At 72.1% G+C, this 24,751-nt stretch carries 24 protein-coding genes, 1 pseudogene and 1 riboswitch; of the genes and pseudogenes, 9 read left to right on the forward strand and 16 right to left on the reverse strand.

What is annotated here, in order from left to right:
* Positions 1–64: 64 nt before the first annotated feature.
* Positions 65–646 carry a TetR/AcrR family transcriptional regulator gene (locus tag ABD346_RS04200; protein WP_344371620.1) on the reverse strand — a complete coding sequence of 194 codons (582 nt, stop codon included), beginning with the start codon at positions 644–646 and terminating at the stop codon, positions 65–67.
* A 160-nt stretch (positions 647–806) separates the two neighbouring features.
* Here ABD346_RS04200 and ABD346_RS04205 point away from each other — a divergent pair, with 160 nt between their 5' ends.
* Positions 807–2,330, forward strand: a complete 1,524-nt coding sequence (locus tag ABD346_RS04205; protein WP_344371621.1) for an MDR family MFS transporter — start codon at positions 807–809, stop codon at positions 2,328–2,330.
* A 9-nt stretch (positions 2,331–2,339) separates the two neighbouring features.
* Here the strand turns inward: ABD346_RS04205 and ABD346_RS04210 are convergent, their stop codons facing one another.
* On the reverse strand, positions 2,340–3,128 hold the full coding sequence (locus ABD346_RS04210; RefSeq protein WP_344371623.1) for a LysR family transcriptional regulator substrate-binding protein: 789 nt from the start codon (positions 3,126–3,128) through the stop codon (positions 2,340–2,342).
* Between the two features lie 57 nt (positions 3,129–3,185).
* Between ABD346_RS04210 and ABD346_RS04215 the strand changes: the two genes are divergently transcribed.
* From ABD346_RS04215 to ABD346_RS04235, 5 genes are all read left to right on the forward strand, one after another.
* On the forward strand, positions 3,186–3,611 hold the full coding sequence (locus ABD346_RS04215) for a DUF5997 family protein (protein ID WP_344371624.1): 426 nt from the start codon (positions 3,186–3,188) through the stop codon (positions 3,609–3,611).
* 234 nt (positions 3,612–3,845) lie between these two features.
* The gene (locus ABD346_RS04220) at positions 3,846–4,358 is read left to right on the forward strand and encodes a RipA family octameric membrane protein (protein ID WP_344371625.1); all 513 of its coding nucleotides are present in this window, start codon (positions 3,846–3,848) and stop codon (positions 4,356–4,358) included.
* A 62-nt stretch (positions 4,359–4,420) separates the two neighbouring features.
* Positions 4,421–4,918 carry a hypothetical protein gene (locus ABD346_RS04225; RefSeq protein ID WP_344371628.1) on the forward strand — a complete coding sequence of 166 codons (498 nt, stop codon included), beginning with the start codon at positions 4,421–4,423 and terminating at the stop codon, positions 4,916–4,918.
* Positions 4,919–5,043: 125 nt separating this feature from the next.
* Positions 5,044–5,493 (forward strand): MarR family winged helix-turn-helix transcriptional regulator, encoded by a 450-nt coding sequence (locus ABD346_RS04230; protein WP_344371631.1) that lies wholly within the window; start codon positions 5,044–5,046, stop codon positions 5,491–5,493.
* A gap of 71 nt (positions 5,494–5,564) precedes the next feature.
* Positions 5,565–6,155, forward strand: a complete 591-nt coding sequence (locus ABD346_RS04235) for a hydrolase (protein WP_344371633.1) — start codon at positions 5,565–5,567, stop codon at positions 6,153–6,155.
* A 10-nt stretch (positions 6,156–6,165) separates the two neighbouring features.
* Here the strand turns inward: ABD346_RS04235 and ABD346_RS04240 are convergent, their stop codons facing one another.
* Positions 6,166–7,011 carry an SDR family NAD(P)-dependent oxidoreductase gene (locus ABD346_RS04240; protein ID WP_344371635.1) on the reverse strand — a complete coding sequence of 282 codons (846 nt, stop codon included), beginning with the start codon at positions 7,009–7,011 and terminating at the stop codon, positions 6,166–6,168.
* A 46-nt stretch (positions 7,012–7,057) separates the two neighbouring features.
* Positions 7,058–7,558: a flavin reductase family protein gene (locus ABD346_RS04245; protein ID WP_344371637.1), complete on the reverse strand. Its 501-nt coding sequence runs from the start codon at positions 7,556–7,558 to the stop codon at positions 7,058–7,060.
* 234 nt (positions 7,559–7,792) lie between these two features.
* Between ABD346_RS04245 and ABD346_RS04250 the strand changes: the two genes are divergently transcribed.
* Entirely contained in the window at positions 7,793–8,140 is a 348-nt protein-coding gene (locus tag ABD346_RS04250) for a PRC-barrel domain-containing protein (RefSeq protein WP_344371638.1), read from the forward strand.
* A gap of 79 nt (positions 8,141–8,219) precedes the next feature.
* Here the strand turns inward: ABD346_RS04250 and ABD346_RS04255 are convergent, their stop codons facing one another.
* From ABD346_RS04255 to ABD346_RS04270, 4 genes and pseudogenes are all read right to left on the reverse strand, one after another.
* Positions 8,220–8,801 (reverse strand): hypothetical protein, encoded by a 582-nt coding sequence (locus tag ABD346_RS04255; RefSeq protein ID WP_344371640.1) that lies wholly within the window; start codon positions 8,799–8,801, stop codon positions 8,220–8,222.
* A gap of 117 nt (positions 8,802–8,918) precedes the next feature.
* Positions 8,919–9,393 (reverse strand): annotated as a pseudogene (locus ABD346_RS04260) (cation diffusion facilitator family transporter).
* A gap of 58 nt (positions 9,394–9,451) precedes the next feature.
* The gene (locus ABD346_RS04265; RefSeq protein ID WP_344371642.1) at positions 9,452–10,558 is read right to left on the reverse strand and encodes an SRPBCC family protein; all 1,107 of its coding nucleotides are present in this window, start codon (positions 10,556–10,558) and stop codon (positions 9,452–9,454) included.
* Positions 10,551–11,186 (reverse strand): DNA primase, encoded by a 636-nt coding sequence (locus ABD346_RS04270; RefSeq protein ID WP_344371643.1) that lies wholly within the window; start codon positions 11,184–11,186, stop codon positions 10,551–10,553. The genes ABD346_RS04265 and ABD346_RS04270 overlap by 8 nt, the downstream gene beginning before the upstream one ends.
* Before the next feature lie 429 nt (positions 11,187–11,615).
* Here ABD346_RS04270 and ABD346_RS04275 point away from each other — a divergent pair, with 429 nt between their 5' ends.
* Positions 11,616–13,253 carry a serine/threonine-protein kinase gene (locus tag ABD346_RS04275; RefSeq protein WP_344371645.1) on the forward strand — a complete coding sequence of 546 codons (1,638 nt, stop codon included), beginning with the start codon at positions 11,616–11,618 and terminating at the stop codon, positions 13,251–13,253.
* Positions 13,254–13,279: 26 nt separating this feature from the next.
* Here ABD346_RS04275 and ABD346_RS04280 read toward each other — a convergent pair whose 3' ends face one another.
* The 4 genes from ABD346_RS04280 to ABD346_RS04295 all read right to left on the reverse strand — a co-directional run bounded on the left by ABD346_RS04280 (position 13,280) and on the right by ABD346_RS04295 (position 17,960).
* The gene (locus ABD346_RS04280; RefSeq protein ID WP_344371647.1) at positions 13,280–13,822 is read right to left on the reverse strand and encodes a heme-binding beta-barrel domain-containing protein; all 543 of its coding nucleotides are present in this window, start codon (positions 13,820–13,822) and stop codon (positions 13,280–13,282) included.
* 96 nt (positions 13,823–13,918) lie between these two features.
* Positions 13,919–14,359 (reverse strand): hypothetical protein, encoded by a 441-nt coding sequence (locus ABD346_RS04285; RefSeq protein ID WP_344371649.1) that lies wholly within the window; start codon positions 14,357–14,359, stop codon positions 13,919–13,921.
* The gene (locus ABD346_RS04290; RefSeq protein WP_344371652.1) at positions 14,356–14,730 is read right to left on the reverse strand and encodes a cupin domain-containing protein; all 375 of its coding nucleotides are present in this window, start codon (positions 14,728–14,730) and stop codon (positions 14,356–14,358) included. Before ABD346_RS04290 ends, ABD346_RS04285 begins: the two co-directional genes overlap by 4 nt.
* Positions 14,731–14,825: 95 nt before the next feature.
* Positions 14,826–17,960: an ATP-binding protein gene (locus ABD346_RS04295; protein WP_344371654.1), complete on the reverse strand. Its 3,135-nt coding sequence runs from the start codon at positions 17,958–17,960 to the stop codon at positions 14,826–14,828.
* Between the two features lie 147 nt (positions 17,961–18,107).
* A riboswitch (cobalamin riboswitch) is annotated at positions 18,108–18,328 on the forward strand.
* A 153-nt stretch (positions 18,329–18,481) separates the two neighbouring features.
* On the opposite strand from ABD346_RS04295, the gene metE reads away from it, so the two are divergent.
* On the forward strand, positions 18,482–20,800 hold the full coding sequence (metE, locus tag ABD346_RS04300; protein WP_344371657.1) for a 5-methyltetrahydropteroyltriglutamate--homocysteine S-methyltransferase: 2,319 nt from the start codon (positions 18,482–18,484) through the stop codon (positions 20,798–20,800).
* A 53-nt stretch (positions 20,801–20,853) separates the two neighbouring features.
* On the opposite strand, the gene ABD346_RS04305 is transcribed toward metE, so the two are convergent.
* The 4 genes from ABD346_RS04305 to ABD346_RS04320 are packed head-to-tail and all read right to left on the reverse strand — an operon-like array spanning position 20,854 to position 24,748.
* Positions 20,854–21,756, reverse strand: a complete 903-nt coding sequence (locus tag ABD346_RS04305) for a TauD/TfdA dioxygenase family protein (protein ID WP_344371660.1) — start codon at positions 21,754–21,756, stop codon at positions 20,854–20,856.
* A 12-nt stretch (positions 21,757–21,768) separates the two neighbouring features.
* A complete protein-coding gene (locus tag ABD346_RS04310; protein ID WP_344371662.1) occupies positions 21,769–23,115 on the reverse strand; it encodes an LLM class flavin-dependent oxidoreductase in 1,347 nt (448 codons plus the stop codon).
* Complete coding sequence (locus tag ABD346_RS04315; RefSeq protein WP_344371665.1) at positions 23,112–23,924, reverse strand: ABC transporter ATP-binding protein; 813 nt, start codon at positions 23,922–23,924, stop codon at positions 23,112–23,114. The genes ABD346_RS04310 and ABD346_RS04315 overlap by 4 nt, the downstream gene beginning before the upstream one ends.
* The gene (locus ABD346_RS04320; RefSeq protein WP_344371667.1) at positions 23,900–24,748 is read right to left on the reverse strand and encodes an ABC transporter permease; all 849 of its coding nucleotides are present in this window, start codon (positions 24,746–24,748) and stop codon (positions 23,900–23,902) included. Before ABD346_RS04320 ends, ABD346_RS04315 begins: the two co-directional genes overlap by 25 nt.
* Positions 24,749–24,751: the final 3 nt, after the last annotated feature.

Here is a 24,751-nt window from a genome sequence, read left to right on the forward strand (position 1 = left end):
CACACCGGAAGGCCCGGCCCGGCTTTCGGGGGCCGGATCCTGATGGACATTCAGCCCCGCCCCTTCAGGGCGCTGCGACCTGCCAGCCCTTTTCAAGGAGTGCGAAGGCGGCTTCGACCGCCCTGCGCGAGTCGGGCTGGGCCCTCGCCAGGCTCAGGGTTTCCAGGGCGAACCTCGCCAGGGCCGCGCACACGGGGTCGTCCTGCGCGGCGCCGATGTCCTCGGCGATGGCCTGGGCCAGGGCCACCTCGTGGCGCAGCCACATGCGGTGCGCGTACTCGCGCAGCACCGGCGTGCCGTCCACGAGCGCCGTGAACCGGGCGAATGCGGAGTCCCCGGCGCCTGCGTCGATCTTGTTCTTCAGGATGTGCTCGCGCAGGGCCGCGGGGATGGACCGGCCCTTCGGGCGTTCGCGCACCGCGGCCACGAGGGCCGCCTCCTGCCCCGCGTCGTCGTCGAAGACCAGCGCCTCCTTGCCGGAGAAGTGCTTGAACAGCGTCGTCGTCGACACATCGGCGGCATCGGCGATGTCCTTGATGCCGACCTGGTCGTAGCCCCGCTCCAGGAACAGTTGGAGCGCCGCGTCAGCCAGCGCCTGCCGGGTGGCCGCCTTCTTGCGCTCCCGGCGCCCCATCGTCTCGGTCATGACGATCACCCTACCTCCGGGTTGGCACGATTGAAAAGTTTACTCGTTGCACTTTTTTAGCGAGTGTGGTTTTTTGGAATGGCCGGGCACGGCGCTCCGCCCCCTTCCGCCCGGCTTTCCCTCACCACTCGCATGTCCCTCGTGGAAGGAGTGATCAGCCATGTCCGCATCCGTACCCGAACCGGCCGTCGCGCCCCGGAACGTCCGCTGGGCGCTGCTCGGTGTCATGCTCGCCATGCTGCTGTCGATGCTCGACAACATGGTCGTCGGCACCGCGATGCCGACGATCGTCGGCGACCTCGGCGGCCTGGAGCACATCGCCTGGGTCGTCACCGCGTACACGCTGGCCACGGCCGCGTCGACTCCCGTGTGGGGGAAGTTCGGCGATCTGTACGGCCGCAAGCACATGTATCTGGCCTCGGTCGCCGTGTTCGTGGTGGGCTCCGCGCTGTCCGGAGCCGCCCAGTCGATGACCCAGCTGATCGCCTTCCGGGTGGTCCAGGGCCTGGGCGCCGGCGGCATCGGCGCCGGCGCCTTCGCCCTCATCGCCTCCCTCGTGACGCCGCGCGAACGCGGCCGCTACCAGGGCATGACCGCGTCCGTGATGGCGATCGGCACGGTCGGCGGCCCGCTGCTCGGCGGTTTCGTCACCGGGCACATCGGCTGGCGCTGGGCCTTCTTCCTCAACCTGCCGCTCGGCGCGGTCGCCTTCGTCTGGTGTCTGCTGATGCTGCGCCTGCCGGCGCACCGCTCCCCCGCGCGCGTCGACTGGCGGGGCATCACCTTGATGACGGCCACCATTTGCGCGCTCGTCCTGGCCGCGACCTGGGCCGGATCGACGTACGCCTGGATCTCGTGGCAGGTCCTCGGCCTGTTCGCGCTGGCCGCCATGGGCACGACCGCGTTCGTCGCCTCGCAGCAGCGGGCCGCCGAACCGGTGCTTCCGCCGAGGGTGTTCACGGGGCATCGCAACTTCCCGCTGGCGTCCGCGCTGATCCTGGTGGCCGGGGTCGTCATGTTCGGCTGCGCGCTGTATCTGCCGCTGTTCCAGCAGACTGTTCAGGGGGCCTCGGCGGCCGACTCGGGGCTGCTGCTCCTGCCGATGATGATCCCGGTGGTGCTCGTCTCGCAGCTCGGCGGCCGGTACATGTCGGCCACCGGCAAGTACAAGATCTTCCCTGTGGTGGGCGCGGCCTGCATGGCGGCCGGCCTGCTCCTCCTGTCCACCATGGACGTCAACACCTCGCGCACGCTGACCAGTTGCTACATGGCGCTCGTGGGCATCGGGCTCGGAGCCCAGATGCAGATGGTGATGACGATGGCGCAGAACAGCGTCGAGATGCGTGACATGGGCGCCGCCTCGGCCTCGATGAACCTGTTCCGCACCGTCGGCGGATCACTGGGCGTCGCGGTCTTCGGCTCCCTGTTCACCGGCGCCGTCACCGCCCACCTGCCCGGTACGGCGTCGGGCGGCGTACCGGACGCCGGCCAGCTCGCGTCCCTGCCCGCCGCGGCCAGGGACGCCTACCTGCACGCGGTGGTCCGGGGCACCCATCAGATCTTCCTGACCGCCGCGGTCCTCTGCGCGGCGGCCTTCGTCGCCGCGCTGTGCGTCAAGGAGGTCCCGCTCCGGGGCAAGCCGCAGCCCGTCCAGGCGGCAGCGCCGAGCAAGGCCGCCGTGTAGGCGCGGGGGCTACGGGCGGCGGCGGGGCTTGCCGCGCTTGGCGGCACCCTTCGCTGCGCCGGAGCCGCCGCGCGGGTTCTTGGCGCCGGGCTTGCCCGACTTGCCCCCCGCCTTGCCCGCCGCGGGCTTGCGCTGGGCGCCGCCCTTGTCGGAACGCTTCTGCTTGGGCTGGGGCGGCGTCGGGGTACGGCCGCGGGAGCTGTTCACCGTACGGCCGCGGACGATCCCGATGAACTCCTCGACCAAGTCGGGAGTGGGCTCCTCCTCCGGCCACGAAAGCGCCACGCGCGACTCGGGGACGCCCGTGATCGTCCGGTACGTGAGGTCCTTGCGGTGGTACAGGCGGGCGAGCGACTGCGGCACGACGAGAAGGCCCACTCCGGCCGCCACCAGCTCGATGGCGTCCTCCGTGGTGGCGGGGCGCTCCAGTGCGGGACGGCCCGGCGGGCGCTCCCAGTCCAGGGTGTCGTCGAGGGGGTGCAGCACGATCTCGTCGGCCAGCTCCTCGGCGGACACCTCCTCGACCGCCGCCACGAGGTGGTCCTTGGGGACCACGACGACCGTCGTCTCGGTGTAGAGGGGGATCGCGCTGAGATCCGTACGGTCGATCGGCAGCCGGACGAATCCCGCGTCCGCGCCGCGGCCGCGCAGCACGTCGGGCGCCTCGGCGGCGGTCACCGTGCTGAGGGTGAGGGGGACGTCGGGCAGCCGCTCGTTCCAGATCCGCACCCACTTGCTCGGCGTCACACCCGGAACGTAGGCGAGCCGGAACGATGGGGATTCTTCCGAGCCTGTCACTCCGCCAGGTTACCGGTCGTGGTCAGCGGTATCGCACACGCTCGCTACTCTTGACACATGACGTCGCACCAGACCACCCAGACGATGAAGCCCGCGACCGCGGCGAAGAAGCTGGGTGTGTACCTCGAGGCCACCCCCGCCGAGTTCCAGGAGGGTGTCGTCTCGCGTACCGAACTGAACGCCCTGCAGGCCGACCCGCCCCAGTGGCTGCAGGACCTGCGACGGACCGGCCCGCACCCCCGGCCGGTGGTCGCGGCCAAGCTCGGCATCTCCATCGCGGGCCTCGCGCGCGGCGGGGTCACCGAGGCCCTCACCACGGAGCAGATCGACGCGCTGAAGCAGGACAACCCGGAGTGGCTGCAGAAGGAGCGCGCCACGCAGGCCGAGGTCCGCAAGGAATCGGTCCGCATCAAGGAGAAGCACGAGAAGGACAGGGCGAAGAGCGCGCAGCAGGCCGACGAGCCGCGCGGCCCCCGCTCCTGACCCACCCCGGCGTCCGCCGACGCCAAGCAGCTGTACGAGAGTGCCGCTGACCGGTTGCCAAGCACCTGGTCGGCGGCGCTTTGCGTTGGCGCCCGCTCCCGCAGGTCCTCAACTCCCATAAGAGCGCGGAGAATTGCTCTTCCTGACGCAGCGTCACCAGCTGCGCTCCCGGCCGGCGGATCAGGGTTGTCCAAGACGAGGGTCGGGCGGTGGCGGTTGGGGCATGATGCCGCCATGGCCGAGATCAGCGAAGCAGTGTGGAACGAGGACGTCACCGAGTCCGACTACGGCGTGGAGAAGGCGACGTACCATGCTGCCGTCTTCGAGCAGTACAAGCTGTGCGTCGAGATGGCCGACCGGGTCAGCGCCCGCCGGAATCTGGCCAACACCTTCTTCCTCACGCTCCACAGCGGCCTGGTCGCCTTCCTCGGCGCGTGGCTGTCGCAGTCGCAGCACAGCAGGATCTCGGTCCTGCTGCTCCTCGCGGGCCTCCTGATGCTGCTCGCCCTGTGCACCGCGTGGTGGTTCACGCTGAGCTCCTACCGGCAGCTGAACGACGGGAAGTTCCAGGTCATAGGCGCCCTGGAGGAGCGCCTTCCGGCCCGCGCGTTCCACCGGGCCGAATGGGAGGCGCTCGGCAGGGGCCGGGACTGGCGCGTCTATCTGCCGCTGACCCATGTCGAGCGCTGGATCCCCGTCATCTTCGCGAGCGCCTACCTCCTGGGATTCATCGCCCTCGCGGTGTGATGCGCGGCGGACCGTCCCGTAGCGTGACGGACAACCGCCCTGGCCCGGAAGGAAATTGTCACGTGACCACGATCGCCGTCACCGGCCATATGGACCTGGCCCCGGAGGCCACCGGGCCGGTGCGCACCGAACTCCGTAAACTGCTCGGAGAGTTCGAGGGAGGCGACCTGGTGGGGCGCTCGTGCATCGCCCGGGGCGCCGACACCCTCTTCGCCCAGGAAGTACTGGCCCTCGGCGGCCGACTGTGCGCGATCGTCCCGTCCCGCGACTACCGGGAGGCCGAGGTGCGGGCGGCGGACCTGGCACAGTTCGACGCCCTTCTCGACGCCGCCGACGAGGTGCTGGTCATGCCGTACGAGCACGCGGGCCGCGAGGCATACGAGGCGGCGAACCGCCGCCTGCTCCAGGGGGCGGACCGCCTGGTGGCCGTATGGGACAGCAGCGCGCCGTCGGGCCGGGGCGGAGGAACCGCGGACGTCGTGGCCTCGGCGCGGGCGGCCGGCGTACGGGTCGATGTGGTGTGGCCGCCCGAGGCGGTGAGAACCAGCGCCGATACCTGAGCGGGGGCTCCTCCGGCCGGGACGGCAGCGCGCCGTCGGGCCGAGGCGGAGGAACCTGAAATTCTTCAGCCGAATCTGTTCAGCCCAAACTGGACAGTCTTGCCTGAAGAATTTACGGTGAGGGCATGGAAGACATCCCTCACGGCATCTCCGTGTCCGCCGTCCGCGCGGCGCGCGACCTGCGGGTGGTGTTCAGCCGGTTGCGGCGCCGGCTCCGGGAGGTCGCCGACACACAGGACCTCACCCCCTCGCAGGTGTCCGCGCTGACTCTCATCGACAAGGGCGGGGCCGCCTCGGCCAGCGCCCTCGCGGCCACCGAGGGGGTGCGGCCGCAGTCGATGGCCGCCACGCTCGCGGCGCTCGGCCGGCAAGGACTGATCCAGCGCAGCCCCGACCCCGAGGACGGCCGCCGTCAGCTGGTCACTCTGACCTCGGCGGGCCGCGAGCGCGCCGAGGGCAATCGGCAGGCCCGCACGGAGTGGCTCACCCAGGCCTTCCAGGACCGCTACACCGAGGAAGAGCGCGCCACCATCACCGAGGCGATGGCTCTCCTCGAACGCCTCGCCCAGCCCTGAGGCGCCCGCCGTCCGGGCCATGCGCACCAGGCCGGCTCACCCCCTGAGCAGCACACAAGAAAGGCACCACCATGGCTCTCACCACGCTCGACCCGCACACGGCACTCGTCGTCATCGACCTCCAGCGGGGCATCGTCGCCGCGCCCACCCAGCCCCACTCCGCCGCCGACGTCGTGGCCCGCACGGTGGAGCTGGCCGACGCCTTCCGTTCGCACGGGCTTCCCGTCGTCCTGGTACGCGTCTCGTTCGCCGCCGACGGAGCGGACGCCGCCCCGGGGCGCACGGAGGCCGGTCACGGGGCCGGCGCCCAGCGCCCCGAGGGCTGGGACGTCATCGTCGACGAGCTGTCCGGGCACCCCGAGGACATCCGGGTCACCAAGCGCAACTGGGGCGCGTTCCACGGCACCGACCTCGACCTCCAGCTCCGCCGCCGCGGCATCAGCCAGATCGTGCTGACGGGCGTGGCCACCAGCATCGGCGTCGAGTCGACCGCCCGCGCCGCGCACGAGCACGGTTACCACGTCACGCTGGCCACCGACGCGATGACCGACCTGACCCCGGAGGCCCACCTCAACAGCATCGAGCGGATCTTCCCCCGGCTCGGCGAGACCGGCACCACCGCGGAGATCGGCGAGCTGCTGGCCAAGACCCGCGCCGTCTGACGCCCTCTCCTCAGCCCACCCACGATCCGGTGAGGGACTGCACGGCCGAGCCGTCCAGGTCGGCGAGCTTGGCGCCGGTGAAGTCCCGGGCCCAGTCGGAGGTCTGGACCCGGAAGGGCGGCCGGTCGGCGGTGAGCGCGGCGATGACGGGAGCCGCGGCCTCGTCCGGGGTCTGGGCGCTGGTGAAGATCTTGGTGACGCGCTCGACGTAGGCCCGCAGCGCCGGGGCGTACGGGCCCGCGGCCTCAAGCAGGGCGGGTACGTCCAGCTCCAGGCTCGCGACGAACTCGCTGGCCACGGCGCCCGGTTCGACGACGGTGACGTGCACTCCGAGGGTGGCGGCGACCGGCGCGAGGGACTCCATGAAGCCCTCGACGGCGAACTTGGCCGCGCAGTAGGCCTCGTTGAAGGGCTGCCCGACGACACCGCCGACGCTGGTGACGGTGATGACGCGGCCCTGCGAGGCACGCAGATGGGGCAGGGCGGCGCGGGTCGCCTCGACGACGCCGAAGAAGTTCACCTCCATCGTGGCGCGCACCGGGTCCATGCCGTCCTGCTCGACGGTGCCGACGTACCCGGCGCCCGCGTTGTTCACCAGCGCGTCGAGGCGCCCGTACTCGTCGATCACCTCGCCCAGGCAGGCCATGACGGACCCGGCGTCGACGACGTCCAGGCGCTTCACGGCAACACGGTCGGCGACCCGCGCCTCGGCCGCGGCCTCCCTGAGCGGTCCCGCCTTCCCCGTGTCGCGCATGGTGGCGACGACCCGCAGGCCGGCCCGGGCCGCGCCGACCGCGGCGGCCAGGCCGATGCCCGAGGACGTTCCGGTGATCAGGACAGTGCGTTCGGCGGTCATGCGGTTCTCCAGGTTCGTCTGGGTTCGTCGGCAGGCGTACGCATACTCATGCACCCGGCACGGGATGACCGGCCTCGATGCCCTCGCTGTCGCTCAGCCGGAACGGCTGCCAGTCGGGCGCCCGCCGTCGCGGAGCCGCTGCTTCCAGCGGGCTGAGCAGAAACCCGACGTGGTCCCCGCCGTCCGTACGCTGCTCGACGCGCCCCACGAACCAGTCCGGGGCCTCGTCGAGCAGGACCGTGCCCGCCGGCCCCTCGCGCCAGGCGATGTCGGCGAACTTGTCGACCTCGTCGCCCGTCCGGCCACCGAAGTGCGCGGCCAGCTCGTACTGGGCGCGGCTCAGCAGATGCACGGCGAGGAAATCGGCCGAACAGGCAACGCGGTACGTCCTGTTGGCCGTGGACAGCCACACCATGAACCGCACCGGCACCATCGAGCACTGCGAGGCGAACCCCACCAGGCACCCGGCCCGTTGGTCGCCGGCCGCCGCCGTCACGACATACATCGGGTAGTCGAGGCGGTCGAGGAACTCCTGCACGGCACTCACGCTGCTCAACCCCTCAGCTCGTCGTCGGGCTGCGACCAGCCGACCACAGGAGGCGGCCTCCGGCACGCCCCGGGTCGGCCGATCGGCCGAAAGCAGCGGCTCGGCCCGCCGAGCGGAGTGTAGGGGCGGGGGCCGCGGGAACCCGGGCGGTGCGCGGACCCGCGGTGCCGTGCACCTACGGCGCTCGCCGTCCGCACCCCGCACCCACCGTCCATACGAAGGGACTCCTTCACCATGGAGAACATCTGGGCCTACCCGCAGGCCGCCGCGTACCGGCCGGGTACCGACCTGACCGGGTTCAAGGTCGAGGCGACCGACGGAAGCATCGGCAAGGTCGACAAGTACTCCGAGGAGGTCAGCTCCTCGTACATCGTCGTGGACACCGGCCCCTGGATCTTCGGCAAGCACGTCCTGCTGCCGGCCGGGGTCCTCACGCGCATCGACGCGGTCGAGAAGAAGATCTACGTCGCGTGCACCAAGGAACAGATCAAGGACTCCCCCGAGTTCGACAAGGAGAAGCACCTCGGGGACCCGGCCTATCACGAGCAGATCGGCGGCTACTACGGGCGCCCGCACATGTGACATCCGCGTTCTCACGATGCCCGGCCGTCAACACCGGCCGGGCATCGCTCAGTTGACGCCCCCGACGGGCGTCGCCGGGTCACTGCGCCGCGAGCCACTCCTCCAGTACGGCCTCGCGGCCACGCGAGTGGAGGACACCCTGCTCCGCCGCACTCCACCAGTCGCTCAGGACGGCGGGCGAGGACGTACCGTCGACGAAGCGGGCGAGCAGCGCGCGGGAGAGGTCGACCTCGCGCCGGCTGTACGCGGTCGCGGCGCCGGACAGCACAGTGGTCTCCACGCGGTCGCCCCCCGCGCTCACCGCCACCGTCATCTCATCGGGGCTGCCCGGGACCCAGACGTCCAGCGCGGCCGCGGCGACCGATGCCGCGCGGCCGGCCCACCGTGCGCCGGCCGAACGGACCGGAGCGCCGACGACCTCGACGGCGGTCACATCCGACCAGGGCCACTCCCTTGGCACGGGTCCGACGACCCGCAGCGAGTCGGGTGTGAGCAGCACGTCCGACGCCGTGCCGGCGCCGGGCGTGCCCAGGTGGACGTTGTCCGCGTCGATCCAGAACAGGCCGACCATGCAGCCCTGCTTCTGCGGGCCGGAGGACGTGCCCGGGGACGGAGGTGTCGAAGGCGTCGATTCCAAAGCGAACTCCATGGTGCGGTGCATGACCCCATGCATGCGGTCATGCATGGGCGTTATGCATGGTTTTCCGATCGACCTTAGATCACGTGGGAACGCCCCTGAACGGCACCGATGGGTTTCGGGCACCTGGGTTTCGCAGCGTCAGGCCGGTGCGTCCTGAGCGGGATGCGGGCTCGGCGGGGCCTCCGTGATGTCGAGGAACACCTGGTCCGCCTCCGGCCATGCCTTCGCCACGGCCGCCTTGATGCGCTCGGAAACCAGCTCGACCTCCTCGCTGTCGAGGCCGGGCCGCAGGTCGATCCGGGCCGCGACGAGCGTCGAGTCGAGGCCGAGCCGCATCGTCAGCAGACTCGCCACATTGTCGATCTCGCGGATGCCGCTGGTCGGCCGGGCGCCGGCTGCGGCGCAGCGCGGCAAGCAGGAAGACCTCGTTCAGGCTGTCGGCCACGGAGTGCGCGGCCTCCGAGAGCAGCGCGGGCGATCCGGCCAGGACTCCGGCGCCCGCTTTGGCGGCGGCAATGAGGAGGTTGGCCCCGAGCGCCACCAGAACGGTCAGCCGGGTCCTGCGGTCCTTCTTGTCTGCGGTCACTTCCCCATGTCCTTGCGGCAGCCCCATATTTGACGGTCCATCAGATCTCGGGCTCCGCTACTCAGGCACTGACCCGCGCGGCCGGTCAGCGGCGGCCGTTGCTCCGGGAGCCCGCGTAGGCACGCCGCTTGCGTGCGGACGAGGCCTCCTCGGGGTCCTCTTCCTCGACTTCCCCGTCCGCCTCGTCTTCGTACGCGGCGTCGTCCTCGTCCTCGTACTCGCCCTCGTAATCGCCTTCGGTTTCGCCTTCGGTTTCGTCCTCGTACTCCTCGTCGGGTTCGCCCTCCGGCTCGTCGTCTTGCTCGTCCTCTCGCTCGGGCTCGCCCTCGGCCCGGTCCTCCTGCTGCCCGGCCTGCTGTTCCTCTTCCTCCTCGGCGACCGCGTCCTCGTGGCTGACGACGACCTCGCCGTCCCTGATCTCACCACGCCAGCCGCCCTCGGCCTCGCCGCGCAGCGCGATGTGCCGCGCGAAATTCTTGAGGTCGAGGCGGGCGCGACGGCCCTGGGAGCGCCAGATGTTGCCGGTCTTCTCGAACAGCCCCTTGGGGTAGTACTCCATGACGAGCAGGACGCGGGTGATGTTCTCGCCGAGCGGGTGGAAGGTGACGACGCCCTTGGCCGTTCCCTTGGCGCCCTCGGAGGTCCACGCGATGCGCGCGTCCGGCACCTGCTCGGTGGTGTGCGCCTTCCAACTGCGGCTGGACCAGAAGACCTTGACCTTCCAGTCCGACGTGGTGTCGTCGGCGACGGTCGCGCTCTTCACGCCCTTGGCGAAGGTGGCGAACGACTGGAACTGGGTCCACTGGTCGTAGGCCTCGCGCACCGGGACGCCCACGTCCACGGACTCCATGATGACGGTCGGTTTGCGTCCCGCTCCGCCCTTCTTGCGCTTGCCACCGAGCCCCTTGAGCATCTCCTTCGCGTTGTCCTTGAGATGCGAGGCGCCCATTTCCACCGCGGCGCGGACGGGTCCCTTGCCCTCGGCGACCTTGCGGCCGCCTTCGAGTGCCAGCTTGGCGAACCCGGGGCTGCGGCCCTCGGCGATGTCGTTGAGCTTGACCGTGGTCTCGCCGAGCTTGTGGCCCACGCCCATGAGCAGCCGCTCCCCCTGCGCGAGAAGATAGCCCTGGAGCTCCTGCTTCAGCCGGTCGGCCGCGGGGCTCTGCGCCAGCGGATTCCTGGTCTCAGCCACGGCCCTCACCACCCTGGCCGCTCCGCCGGCCGGCCGTCTTCTTCGCCGGTGCCCGCTTGGCCGTACGCTGCACGGACTTGGCGGTCTTCTTGGCCGAACTCGCCTTGGTCGACGGGGACTTGGCGGACACGCGCCCGGCCGGACGGGACTTCGAGGATGCCCCTTCCCTGCTCGAAGAGGATGAAGGGGATCGCGAAGACGGCTTGGCGGACACCTTGCCCTCCTCGTCCGCCCGCCCCTCGCCCTCGGCATCGTCCTCGCCCTCGCTCTCGTCCTCGTACTCCGCCGAGCCCGGCACGTCCGGCACCACGCCCGAGATACGGTCCTGGACATCGAGCGTGCGGTCGTGCAACCGGTCGGCGATGCCCTCGATCTGCCGGTTGAGGAGCGCGCCCGTCGCGGCCTTGCCGACGCCGCGCAGGTCCTCCCGCAGTTGGTCGCCGATCTCCTTGAACTGCGGATTGTCGGCCAGTTGGGCCGCCGCGAAGTCCGCGATCGCCCGCGGGCTCAGCTGCAGGCGCTTGCCCATGACCAGTGTCCCGATGCCGAAGGCGAGCTTCGCCTTCTTCGTCCGCCCGAGCAGATAGCCCGCGCCCACCGCGAGCCCCAATCCCAGCCGATTGTTCATGCCTTGACCCGTCCTCCAGTCGTCCCGTCCCGCGAGGGGGAGCCCGTCGAGGGTTCATCACGCCGGGTAGCCAACATGGCCAGAGCCAAACCCTGGCCCGGGTCCCGGGGACGCCGTCTCCGGGCCGTCCCAGGGCCCGGATTCCGCGCCGGTCAGGGCGAGGTCGTCGGCCCGGCGTCCCGGATCCGCCCGTGCGGCTTGTGCGGCGTACGGGATCGCGCCGACGCTTCCGGCGTGCCCACAACCTCCCCTGACACGGGACGGGGCGAGGACAACAGGCGCTCGGGCAGGGCGAGTTCACCGCGGGTGCCGACCGGAGGTCATCGGGGGCGGCGCGGGCTCGTATCCGCCGCCGGGAGCACCCGAACATACGTCTACTCTGGTGCCGCCAGGCCGTGGAGTGACGGCCGCAAGGGAACGGAGCGTGCGGTGCCAGCGGGGGAAGAGAACGACGGAGCGCTGATCGGCAGGCTACTCGGCGGCCGTTACCGGGTGACCTCGATGATCGGGCGCGGCGGCATGGGTGTGGTGGCCCGGGCCGTGGACGAGATGCTCGACCGAGAGGTCGCCGTCAAGATCCTTCGGGCGTACACCGACGTGTCCGCGCCCGAACTGGCCGATCTGCGGACCCGGATGCAGCGCGAGGCGCAGGCCGCCGCGCGCATCCGGCACAGCGGTGTGGTCACGGTGCACGACGTGACCGAGGAGCGGGGGCTTCCGGTCATCGTCATGGAACTCGTCGACGGGCCCTCCCTCGACGACGTGATGGGCGAGCGGGGCCCGCTGGATCCGCGCGAGGCCGCGGCGATCGGCGCCAAGCTGATGGACGCGCTCGACGCCGCCCACCAGGTCGGCGTCCTGCACCGGGACGTGAAGCCGGGCAACATCCTCCTTGAGCGCGGCGGCCGCGTCGTCCTCACCGACTTCGGCATCGCCACGATGGACGCCTCCGGCGACGACGCCATGGCGAAGCTGACCCGCAGCGGTGAGCTCGTCGGCTCGCTCGACTTCCTGCCGCCCGAGCGCGCGCAGGGCCGCGAGCCCGGTCCCGCCTCGGACATCTGGTCGCTCGGCATGACGCTGTTCGCGGCGGTCGAGGGCACGTCTCCGTTCCGCCGTACGTCGGTGTGGTCCACGCTGTCGGCGATCGTCACCGACCCGCTTCCGCAGGCGCAGCGGGCGGGCGCGCTCACGCCCGTGCTGCAGGCTCTGATGGCGAAGGAGCCGGAGCACCGGCCGACCGCCGAACAGGCGCGGCAGATGCTGGAGCAGGTGGCGGCGAGCGGCACGGTGAACCCCACGCCGACGGCCCCCGTCCCCACGGCTCCGGCCGCTTTCGGCCCGCCTCCCCCGCCGGTGCCGGTGGCCGAGGTCCGCTATCAGCAGCCTCCGCAGACCGGCTACCAGACGCCCACCGTTCCGCCGTACGACGTGCCCCCCGGGCGCGCCTCGGCCGACCGCGGCCGGCGCCGCAGCCGTACGGTCATAGCGGCGGCGGCCGCGGTGGTGCTCGCCGGCGGCGGGATCACCTACGCCCTGACGAGCGGTCAGGACGACAAGGGCTCCGACGGCGGCGCGCAGGCGGCCGGACCGGCGGTCAGCACTCCACCGGGCGCCGACGAGTCGAACGCGGCCAGGCTCCCCGGAACCGCCGACGGCTCCCCGAGCGCCGCGAAGTCCCCGAGCCCCGGCGGCGAGCCCTCGACAGCCCCTTCGCGACCGGGCACCCCGGCGAAGCCGAGCGGCGCCGCGAGCAGCAGCGCGAAGCCTTCGACGCCGGCCAAACCCACGCCGGTGTCGACGAGTTGTACCGGCTGGAGCCACAAGGACCCGGCGCCGGGCTCCTACGGCTACATGGCCGGGGACTACCACCTGGAGACCGGCCCGTACCAGACGTGCCCGGCCGTCTCGCTGGCCAAGTCCGGTACGAAGCTCTGGTACCACTGCTACGTGACCAACGCCCACGGCAACAAGTGGACGTACGTACGCGTCGAGGGCTCCAGCACCGCGGGCTGGATGTCGAACGACAACATCACCCGCCAGCACGGCGCTTCGACGCCCTGTTAGTCCGTCGGCTCCTTCGAGGTGAGCGCTCAGGCCCTGCGGCGCAGGACCGCCGACAGGTGGTGCTGCAAGGGCCGGCCGACCGCCGCGAGATCGTGGGTGAAGGTCAGCGTGTCGTCGTCGGTCAGCTCGTAGCGCCGGCGGGTCGCGTTGACCTCCTTCGCGGTGGGCGTGAGGGCGACGTCGTTGGTGGAGAGGTCGACCGTCTTGCCGTCCGCGGCGCCGACCGCGATCTCCGCGATGCCGGTGGGCTGGGTGATCAGGGCCTCCACCCGCCCGTCGGCCTGGAGCCGCCACCAGCCGCTCTCGCGCGCGGAGGGACGCAGGGGCGCGCCGTTCTCGTCGAGCAGCCAGGCCCGGGCCTCGTACCGCAGGAAGGGCCGGCCGTCGTGGCTGAAGGTGACCTCCTGCGCGTACGTGAAGTCTCCGGTGATCGTCGGATATCCGCCCTCGCCCCGCCCGGACCAAGTGCCGAGGAAGCCGGTCACCGGCGCGAGCAGGGCGTGCGGAGCGGGCGCCTCGTCGGGCCGGTGGCCGTCGGGGTACGGGTACTCCGGTGCGGGGTCGAACACGGTGTGCGCTCCTGAGGTCGGGGCCATTGCCGGACGGAAGCCTAGGCCGTCGCCCCTCCGCAGGTCCCGCTCCGCCGCTCATCGCTCCTGCCGCGCTCACGGGCGGAGCAGCGTCACCTCCTTCGCGTGGCTGTCCTGCACGGCCGCCGACCAGTCGCCCGTGCAGTAGATGGACACCTCGCTCATGGCACCGTCGCGCACGTCGGCGCGCAGCAGTTCACGGCAGTACCAGCTCTCGCCACCGTCCTGCCAGCGCTCCTCGAACTCGATGACGAGCCCGGAGTCCGTGACGTCGACGCGGTGGCGCGGGACGGTGCCGAGGCAGGGGTGGCTGGTGGTGCGCAGGGCGACCAGTTCGTCGCGGCCCTTCGTCTGGATCCGCCACTGCGGAAGGCTCAGGTCGCAGAAGACGTCCTCGGTGAAGAGGCCCTCGGGCGCGGTGCTGGTGCTCAGGAACTCCACGAACAGGGCGGCGAGTCGACCAGCCCGGCGGGAGTCGGGGGAACGGCTTTCGGCGCGGATGTCGATGTCCGTCATGATGTCGCCTCCGCGAGGTTGCGGCCGATGACCTCCATCGTGCTGTTCAGCTCGGCGGTGGGGCTGAACTCGACGACCTCGGTTCCGGCGAAGAGAAGGGGAAGGTGGCCGGGCGCGCCGTAGTAGGCGTCGCCGGCGTGGAAGACCTCGTCGTGGTCGGCGTACCGGAACACGATCCGGCCGGAGACGACGTGGCCCCAGTGCGGGCACTGGCAGCGGTCGTCGGGCAGGCTCCGGAAGAGCGGGGCGGGGTCCATGTCCTCCTTCATGGTCTCGTACGCGACGGTGTACGGGCCGATCTCGGCGTAGCGCCCTTCGATGACCGGCTCGTCGACCCTGAGTTCGGCCTCGGCCTTGGATGTACGTGGCATGGTGTCCGTCCTCGTGTCCCTTGGCCGCGTCTCTGGTGTGCGGCCCTTGTACCGAGGAAGGCGTGAGGTCGGGCGGCACGGTGTGCCGTCGGGGCTCACAGGCGCCAGGCGGGCGGGTTCTCCGGGTCGTACACACAGAGGGTGCCGGTACGGACGGCGGTTTCCAGGTGGCGGCCCAGCTCGGGGTGGAGGGCGGCGATACGGTGCACGGCCGCGTGGATGCGGGCGGTGACGGCCGTACGGGCGCGTTCCGCGGGAGAGCCCGTACGGCGCACGCGGCCGCCGATGCCGTACGCCGCGGACAGCTGTGCCACGAGTGCGTCCCGCTCGACGGCGATCCGCTCCGAGTGCGCGGCGTCCCCGCGGGCGTCCGCGTCGGCCGCCTCCTGCTCCAGGTCGCGCAGCCTGCGCCGGTAGGCGGATCGTGCCGTGGCGTCGATGAGTTCGCCGGTGTCGCCCTGCGGATGCAGCCCCGGGGCGTCACCGGTGGCGGGGGCGGCGGGGGTCGCCAACTCGACTGCGGGGACCGGCGTTCCGGGCCTGGCGAGCAGGACGGCGATGTCCCGCAGTCCCTTGCTGTCGGGGACCCTCACCTCGTGGCCGGCGTAGCGCAGCTGCCACAAGGGGCCTTCGCGGTGGAAGAGCGGGGGCGGTCCGGAGGCCGGGTCTTCCCACGAGCCCTGTGGTGCCGCGGTGCCGGGGGGCGTCTCGCGTTCGATGAGCTCGGTCAGGGCGACCGCGCCCGCCGAACGGGTCGCCGCGAGGGCCGCCTCGCGGTGGCGACGGGCGTCGTCCGCACGGCCCATGGCCGAGGCGAGGATCGCGAGGTGGCGGTCGACGGGGCCGCGTACGGCGGCGCCGATGCCCTCGACGGCGAAGAGGCCCGCGTACGGCGCGAGCGCGTCGTACAGGAGGGGTGCGGCCGGGTGGGTGCCGACCGCGCCGACGGTCTCCGCGGCCTGCGCCATCATGGGCAGCCACTCGCTGTCGCGGGGTGCGCCGCCGAGCCGGGGCGCCACGGCGGACAGACGCCGTGCGGCGTCGTCGAGGTGCCCGAGCTGGGCCGCGAGCAGGCCGAGCGTGACCCTGGGCCACAGGGCCGAGTACCGTTCGAGCTCCGGCGCGGCGGCGAGCACGGGCTTCGCCTGCTCCGGGTCGCCCGTCGCGGCGTAGAGGCACCAGCGCTGGGTGACGGCGAGCATCGCCGCGTTGGCGCTGGCCGCCTCGCGACCGAGGGCCTCCACCTCGTCGAGCGCCGCCGCACAGTCCCCGTACCGGCCCTCCCTCAGCGCCCGCTCTCCGCGCCACAGCGGCACGTACCAGGCGTACAGGGGTCGTCTGAGCGGCCGGACCACGCCCTCGTAGGCGACGGCCTCCGCGTCGGCCGCCGCGAACTCGCCGGTCTCCATCAGCGCCACCAACCGCAGGCGGCGGCCGAGGAGTTCGAGGACCGGGTCCGGCAGTTCCCGGGCCGTGGCGACGATCTCCGCGGACCACGCGAGCCGGTCGCGGCAGTGGCCGGGGCCGGGCCGGGCGTCGCACAGGGCGGCGAGCGCCGGGCCGAGGGTCGCCGGGTCACCGATCTCGCGGGCGGTGCGTACGGCCTCTTCCGCGAGGGCGATCCGGTGCTCCTCGGACTCGATGAGCCCGGCGGCGAGGGACAGCCGGGCGGTGACCGCGGCGCGCAGCGCGGTGTGGGCCGGATCGCCGGCCAGGGCCGCGCGTGCCTCGGCGAGCAGGTCGGTCTGCTCGCGGTCGGCGAGGTCGACCTCGAAGCCGACGGGGCCGGTGCCGAGGCCGAGAGCGGCCTGCGCGAGCAGGTCGGGGCGATGCGCCTCGCGGGCGAGGGAGGCGGCGCGCAGGACGGCTCTGCGGGCGGCGTCCCACTCGCCGGCGCCGAGGCGGGCGGCGCCCAGACCGAGCAGTACCTCGGCGAGTTCGGCACCTGGGGCACAGACCTCGGCGGCGCGCTCGTACCAGCGGACCGCTTCCTCGTAGGCGAGGAGCCCGGAGGCGCGTTCGCCTGCCTCGCGGGCGTAGCCGGCGGCCTCATGGGCGTGTTCGGGCCCGGAGAGCAGGAGGTGGTGGGCGACCTCGGCGGGCCCGGTGTCACGTCCGCGCCGGGCGTGGACGGCGAGTACGGCGGCGATCGCGCGGTGCAGAGCCGACCGCTGTCCGGCGGACAGCCCACCGTAGACCGCCTCCCGCAGCAGGTCGTGCCGGAAAGCGGCACGGTCGGCCGTGAGCTCTGCCAGCAGGCCCGCGTCGGCGGCCTCGCCGAGCAGCGCGCGCACCTCGTCCAGGGGCACACCCGCGGCCTCGGCGACGACGTCGAGCCGGAACCGGGTGCCGAGGGCGGAGCCGACGTCCAGTACGTGGGCGGCGCGCTGCGACAGTTCGGCGGTCCGCGCCAGGACGGCTGCCCGGATGGCCACCGAGGGGGCGGTCCGTTCACCGCGCGGCCGGCCCGCCCACGTCGCGAGGGGCGCCCCCGCCCTCAGCAGCTCCGTCACGAAGAACGCGTCTCCGCCGGTGCGCCGCAGCAGGTGCCGGACGTCGGACCGGGAAGGTTCGGTGCTCGTCGCCGCCGTGATCAAGTCCGCGACGTCCTCCTCGCGCAGCGGCCCCAGGGGCAACGACCTTCCCCGGCGCAGCAGTTGAGCCCGCGCCCAGGAACGGTCCTGCCATGCCGTGTCGTCGTCACGTGCCGTGGCCAGGAGCACGACCGCGGTGGTGCGCGCGCTGTCGGCCAGCTCCAACAGCAGCCGCAGGGACGACGCGTCGGCGGCGTGCGCGTCGTCGAGGACCAGGAGCAGTGGCCGGTTCTGCGCCGCCGTCGCGAGCACCTCGGCCACATCTCCGGTCAACCGCAGCCGCGCCGCCTCGGGGTCGGTCCGGCCCCCGGAGCCCGCCCCGGCCCCCGACACCAGCGCCCGCAGCGGCGGCGACCCGCTCACCAGGCGGCCGCACCGCACATCGTCGGAGACGAGTTCGCGCAGCAGCCGCGACCAGGGCCACAGGGCCCGCCCGGTGGGGCCCGGCGGGCACCACGTCCACAGCGTGCGGAACCCGTCGGCGTGTGCGACGGCCTCCTCCGCGGTCCGCGTCTTGCCCACGCCGGCCGCGCCGGTCAGCGACACCAGCCCTCCCCGGCCCGCCGCCGCGCTCGCCAGCGCGTCTTTCAGCTCACGCAGCACGTCCTCGCGCCCGACAAACGGATAACCCGCCACGATGCCCGCCTCGTCCGTCCCATCGCCGCTTCGAGAGTGCTCCTCCCTTCGAGCGTAGGCAGCCGGGGCCCGGAGCGCGAGGCGCCGCGTGCGCCGACTCACCGTCCGGCATGCGGAAACGCGGTTTCCCGGTCGCCGGTCGAGCGCATAGGGTGCGGATGCAGCTGGTTCGCCCCGTCCGCCAGGCGGGATGCGTCGCAAGAGGGAACCCGGTGGGAATCCGGGACTGCCCCGCAGCGGTGAGCGGGAACGACCGCCGTCATACGCACTGGGCCCGGCCGGGTCTGGGAAGCGACGGCCAGTAGATGCCTCAAAGAGCACGAGGCGTGCCCGCGAGTCCGAAGACCTGCCACTGCCCGTGTGCGACCGATCGCGCGCGGAGATCCCGGTGACCTCGAGGGCGGGTCGGCGTACGCACCAGCGGCAACGGCACACACGCCGTGGCCCCGGTCCGTCGTTCCTCCGCGCCTTCGTCCCGTTCCGGGGTCCGCTCCACCGAAGAGCTCGCGAAGGAGAGTCTCGTGACCAAGTCCGCAGCCGCGGCAGCACGCGCCACCGTGTACGGCTACCCCCGCCAAGGCCCGAACCGGGAACTGAAGAAGGCGATCGAGGGCTACTGGAAGGGCCGTGTCGGCGCCCCCGAGCTCCGGCGGACCGCCGCCGAACTGCGGGCGGCCACCTGGCGGCAGCTCGCCGAGGCCGGCGTCCACGAGGTGCCGACCGGCGACTTCTCGTACTACGACCACGTCCTGGACACCAGCGTCATGGTGGGCGCCGTGCCCGGCCGCCACCGCGAGGCCGTCGCGGCCGATGCCCTGGACGGCTACTTCGCGATGGCGCGCGGCACCCAGGACGTGGCGCCGCTCGAAATGACCAAGTGGTTCGACACCAACTACCACTATCTGGTACCGGAGTTGGGGCCGGACACCGTCTTTTCCGCCGACTCCTCCAAGCAGGTCGGAGAGTTCGGGGAGGCCCTCGCGCTCGGGCTCGCCGCGCGTCCCGTGCTCGTGGGTCCGGTGACCTATCTGCTGCTCGCCAAGCCCGCGCCCGGCGTGGCCGCCGACTTCGAGCCGTTGACCCTGCTCGACCGGCTCCTTCCGGTGTACGCGCGGGTGCTGGCCGATCTGCGGGCGGCCGGGGCCCAGTGGGTGCAGCTGGACGAGCCCGCGCTCGTCCAGGACCGCACCCCCGCCGAACTGAACGCCGTCGCCCGCTCCTACCGCGAACTCGGCGCGCTCACCGACCGCCCCAAGCTCCTGGTCGCCTCGTACTTCGACCGGCTCGGTGAGGCCCTGCCGGTCCTCGCCAAGGCGCCGGTCGACGGGCTCGCCCTGGACTTCACCGGCCCCGCGGCCGCCAACCTCGACGACCTCGCCGCGGTCGGCGGCCTGCCCGGCAAGCGGCTCGTCGCGGGGGTCGTGGACGGGCGCAACGTGTGGATCAACGACCTGGAGAAGTCGCTGTCCACCCTGGGCACGCTGCTCGGTCTCGCCGACCGCGTGGACGTGGCCGCTTCCTGCTCGCTGCTCCATGTCCCGCTCGACGCGGCCGCCGAACGCGGCATCGAGCCGCAGATCGCGCGCTGGCTCGCGTTCGCCCGCCAGAAGACCGCCGAGGTCGTCACGCTCGCCCGCGGCCTGTCCGGCGGCACCGGAGCCATCACGGCCGAACTGGCCGCAAACCGGGCCGACTTGGCCTCCCGCGCCGGTTCGGCCATCACCCGCGATCCGGCCGTACGCGCCCGCACCACCGCCGTCACCGACGCGGACGCCCGCCGCGCCCAGCCGTACGCCGAGCGGGCCGCCGCCCAGCGCGCCCACATGAACCTGCCGCCGCTGCCCACGACGACGATCGGCTCGTTCCCGCAGACCGGTGAACTCCGCACGGCCCGGGCCGACTTGCGCACCGGACGCATCGGCACGGCCGCGTACGAGGAGCGCATCGAGGCCGAGATCCGCGAGGTGGTCTCCTTCCAGGAGAAGACCGGCATCGACGTCCTCGTGCACGGCGAGCCCGAACGCAACGACATGGTCCAGTACTTCGCGGAGCAGCTCACCGGCTACCTTGCCACCCAGCACGGCTGGGTCCAGTCGTACGGCACCCGTTATGTGCGCCCGCCGGTCCTGGCCGGCGACATCTCGCGGCCCGAGCCGATGACGGTGCGCTGGACGACGTACGCCCAGTCGCTCACCGACCGCCCGGTCAAGGGCATGCTCACCGGCCCGGTCACCATGCTCGCCTGGTCCTTCGTCCGTGACGACCAGCCGCTCGCCGACACCGCCCGGCAGGTCGCTCTCGCCCTGCGCGACGAGGTCGACGACCTTGAATCGAACGGGACTTCCGTCATCCAGGTCGACGAGCCGGCGCTGCGCGAAACCCTGCCACTGCGCGCGGCCGGCCACCCGGCATACCTGGCCTGGGCGACGGAGGCGTTCCGGCTGACGACCGGCGGGGTGCGGCCGGACACCCAGATCCACACCCATATGTGCTACGCCGAGTTCGGCGAGATCCTCGCCGCCATCGACGACCTGGACGCGGACGTGATCAGCCTGGAGGCGGCCCGCTCCCACATGCGGGTCGCGGACGAGCTGGCCGCGGCGGGCTATCCGCGCGAGGTCGGTCCGGGGGTGTACGACATCCACTCGCCCCGCGTCCCGTCCGAGGACGAGACCGCGCGCCTCATCACCCGGGCGCTGCGCTCCGTACCGGCCGAACGCCTGTGGATCAACCCCGACTGCGGCCTGAAGACCCGCGGTTGGGCCGAGGTCCGCCCGGCCCTGGAACGCATGACGGCGGCAGCGCGCGCGGCGCGTCGGCAGTTGCCCGCCGCGGACTGAGGGAGGGGCGGGGCGCCGAGCTCCGGCGCCCCGCCTCCCGCCCGGCCTCCGTGTCATGCCTCCGGGGTGTGGACCGATGTGTAGTGCGAGGCGTCGCCCGCGATCGAGTAGCTCTCCTTGCCCTCGATGCCGACCGGCACGTCGCCGGCGACGGTCACGCGGTGCAGGCGGCGCGGCAGGCCGTTGTAGTTGTCGATGGCGTAGTGCTGGGTGATCCGGTTGTCGAACAGGACGAGCTGGTTCGGGGACCAGCGCCACCGCAGGACGTTCTCCGGCCGGGTCACGTACGCCTGCAGCAGGTCGAGGATCTTGCGGGACTCGGCCACCGACAGGCCGACGATCCGCTGGGCGAACCCGCCGATGAACAGGCCGCGTTCACCGGTCAGCGGGTGGACTCGGACGACGGGGTGGGCGGTCCGGAAGTTGATCGACGTGAACTGGGCGCGCTGCTCGGCCTTCTCCTCGTCGACCTCCTCGTCGGGCACCGCGTAGTCGTAGTCGTTGGTGTGCTCGGCCCACAGCGTGTCGGCGAGCAGCCGCAGCGGCTCCGGCAGACTCCGGTAGGCGGAGGCCGAGTTGGCGATCAGCGTCTCTCCTCCGTACGGCGGGACGGTGATGCTGCGCAGGGTGCTGGCCTGTGGCGGATTGAGGACGAAGGTGACGTCGGTGTGCCAGTGGTTGGCGCGGCCGCGCTCGCTGTCGACGGGCAGTACGTTGGGCGCGTCGTCGACGGCGGGCACGGTGGGGTGGGCGGTGGTGAGGTCGCCGAAGTGGCGGGCGAAGGCCTGCTGGCCCTCGTCGTCGAGGTCGACATCGTCGAAGACCAGCGCCTTGTGCTCGTTGAGGGCGGCGCGCAGGGCGGCGACGGTCTCCGCGTCGAGCGGCTTGGCGATGTCGACGCCGGACACCTGGGCGCCGATGTGTGCGGTGACCTTGCGGATCTCTGTGCCGGACATGAGAGGGGCCTTTCAGGCTCGGGTGAGGACAGGGGAGCTGGTGTGCTGGTTGGCGGGGCGCGGGAGGCCGTAGCGGTCACGCAAAGTGCCTCGCGGGCCGTACGCGGTGCGGAACAGGCCGCGGGCGCGCAGTATCGGCACGACGTGGTCGACGAAGAGGCCGAGGCCTGACGGCAGGACGGCGGGCATGATGTTGAAGCCGTCGGCGGCGCCGAGACTGAACCAGTTCTCGATCGCGTCGGCCACCTGTTCCGGCGTACCGGCGAAGGTCAGGTGGCCGCGCCCGCCGCCGAGGCGGCCGATGAGTTCGCGGACGGTGAGCCGCTCGCGCCGGGCGAGCTCCACGACGAGGGTGTAGCGGCTCTTGGAGCCCTCGATGTCGCTCTCCGGCGGCAGGTCGGCGGGCAGTCGGGAATCGAGTTCGAGGATGCCCGGCTCCAGGTTCAGCAGGCGTTCGAGCCGGTGGAGACCGTGCTCGTAGACGATGTGGTCCTCCAGGACCTGCTCGTGCGCACGCGCCTCGGCCTCGGTGGAGCCGATGACCGGCACGATGCCGGGCAGGATCTTGAGGTGGCCGGGGTCCCGGCCGGCCGCACGCGCCCGGGACTTGAGGTCGGCGTAGAAGGCCTGCGCGTCCCCCGGTGTCTGCTGCGCGGTGAAGACGGCCTCCGCGTACCGGGCCGCGAAGTGCTTGCCGTCCTGCGAGGAGCCCGCCTGCACGAGGAGCGGGTAACCCTGCGGGCTGCGGGGGACGTTGAGCGCGCCCTCGACGCTGAAGTACGTGCCCTGGTGGCGCGGCGGGTGGACCTTGTGCTCGTCGCCCCAGACCCCTTGCGCCTTGTCCGCGACGATCAGGTCGTCCTCCCAGCTGTCCCAGAGCTTGAGCGCCACGTCCAGGAACTCGGCGGCACGCTCGTACCGGGTGGCATGGGTCGGCTCGTCGTCCAGCCCGAAGTTGCGGGCGGCCTCGGCGCCTGCGGTGGTGACGATGTTCCAGCCCGCCCGGCCGCCGCTGATGTGGTCGAGGGAGGCGAACCGGCGGGCCAGGTTGTAGGGCGAGTTGTACGAGGTGGAGGCGGTGGCGATGAGCCCGATGTGCTCGGTGGCCACCGCCAGAGCGGTGAGCAGGGTGAGGGGCTCGAGCACGCCGGCCGGGCGTTGGCCGACATTGCTGAACAGGACGGGGCCGTCGGCGAGGAACAGCGAGTCGAAGGTGCCGCGTTCGGCGATGCGGGCGAGTTCGCGGTAGTGGTCGAGGTCGACGCTCGCGTACGGGTCGCTCTCGGGCAGCCGCCACGAGGCCTCGTGATGCCCGGTGCTCATGAGGAAGGCGTTGAGGTGGAGTTGGCGCCGGGTCACTGGTGGTCCTCCTGACGCTGTGCGTGTTCCTGGTGTGCTGTGACGCCGAGGGCGGTCAGCAGGCGTTCCCGGTACTGTCCCCCAAGTTCTCGACTTAGCTCGAACAGGGAGCGACCCCCATCGAGCGGGTCGCGGTACGAGCGGGGGTGCGGGCGCTCGATGGTCAGGTCGAGTCCGATGCGGCCCCGGTCGAGCACGAGGACCCGGTCGGCGAGGACGATCGCCTCGTCCACGTCGTGCGTGACGAGCAGGACGGAGGGCCGGTGGCGCTGCCACAGCTCGCGCAGGAGTACGTGCATGCGGATCCGGGTCAGCGCGTCCAGGGCACCGAACGGCTCGTCGGCGAGGAGGAGTTCGGGCTCCCTCACGAGGGAGCGGGCCAGCGCGGCGCGCTGGGCCTCGCCGCCGGACAGTTCGTGGGGCCAGGCCCTCTCGCGCCCCGCGAGCCCCACTTCGGCGAGGGCGGCGCGCCCGCGTTCGGCCGCCTCCTTGCCGTCCGTCCCGAGCAGCACGTTGTCGAGGACGCGGCGCCAGGGCAGCAGCCGGGAGTCCTGGAAGACCACGGACACCCGCTCCGGGGCGGCCAGTCGACCGCTTCCGGTGACCTGGTGGTCCAGCCCGGCGATGGCGCGAAGCAGTGTGCTCTTGCCGGATCCGCTGTGTCCGAGCAGGGCCGTGAACTGCCCGGCCGGTATGTCGAGGTCGATGCCGTCGAGGACCGTACGGCCGTCGAACGAGCGGGTCAGTCCGGCGAGGCGGACCGCCGGGGCCTCCTCGACCGTGGTCAGTTGCTCAGCGTGCGTCGCCACGACAGCACCCTCCGTTCGACGATGCGGACCGCGCTGTCGGAGACGAGGCCGAAGACGCCGTAGATCAGCAGGCCGACCAGGATGATGTCGGAGCGGCCGTAGTTCTGGGCCTGGAACATCAGGTAGCCGAGGCCGCTGGTTGCGTTGATCTGTTCCAGGACGACCAGGGAGAGCCACGAGCCGGTGACCCCGAGCCGCAGGCCCACGAAGAAGCCGGGCAGCGCGCCGGGAATGACGATCTGCCGGACGAAGCGAACCCTGGACAGGCCCTGGACTTCGGCGAGTTCGACGAAGCGGTGGTCGATGCCGGACAGCGCGGCGTGCAGGTTCAGATAGATCGGGATGTAGACGACGATGGCGATGATCGCGATCTTGAAGGTCTCGCCGATGCCGAGCCAGAGAATGAACAGCGGGATCAGCCCGAGGGTGGGGATCGCCCGGTTGAGCTGGACCGTTCCGTCGATCAGCGCCTCGCCGACCCGGCTGAGCCCGGCCGCGAGCGCGAGGACCACACCGGCGGTCAGGCCGACGGCGAACCCGCATCCGGCGCGTTCGAGCGAGGTGAGCACATCGGTGGACAGGGTGCCGTCGCTCCACAGCCGGCCGGCGGTGCGCAGCACCGTCCACGGCGCCGGGATCGCGGCCGGGTCCAGCTGACCGGCGGCGGACGCGGACGCCCACAGGGCGAGCACGAGCGCCGGGCCGATGATCCGGGAGGCGGGCAGCCGCTTGCCGGGCGCGAGGGTGCGACGCCGGGTGCGAGGTGCCGCAGGTGCTTGTTCGGCGGGTGTCGACACCAATGGTGTCGTCGCGGTGGTGGTCATGCC

The organism is Streptomyces mauvecolor (assembly GCF_039532965.1).
GTDB lineage: Bacteria > Actinomycetota > Actinomycetes > Streptomycetales > Streptomycetaceae > Streptomyces > Streptomyces violascens.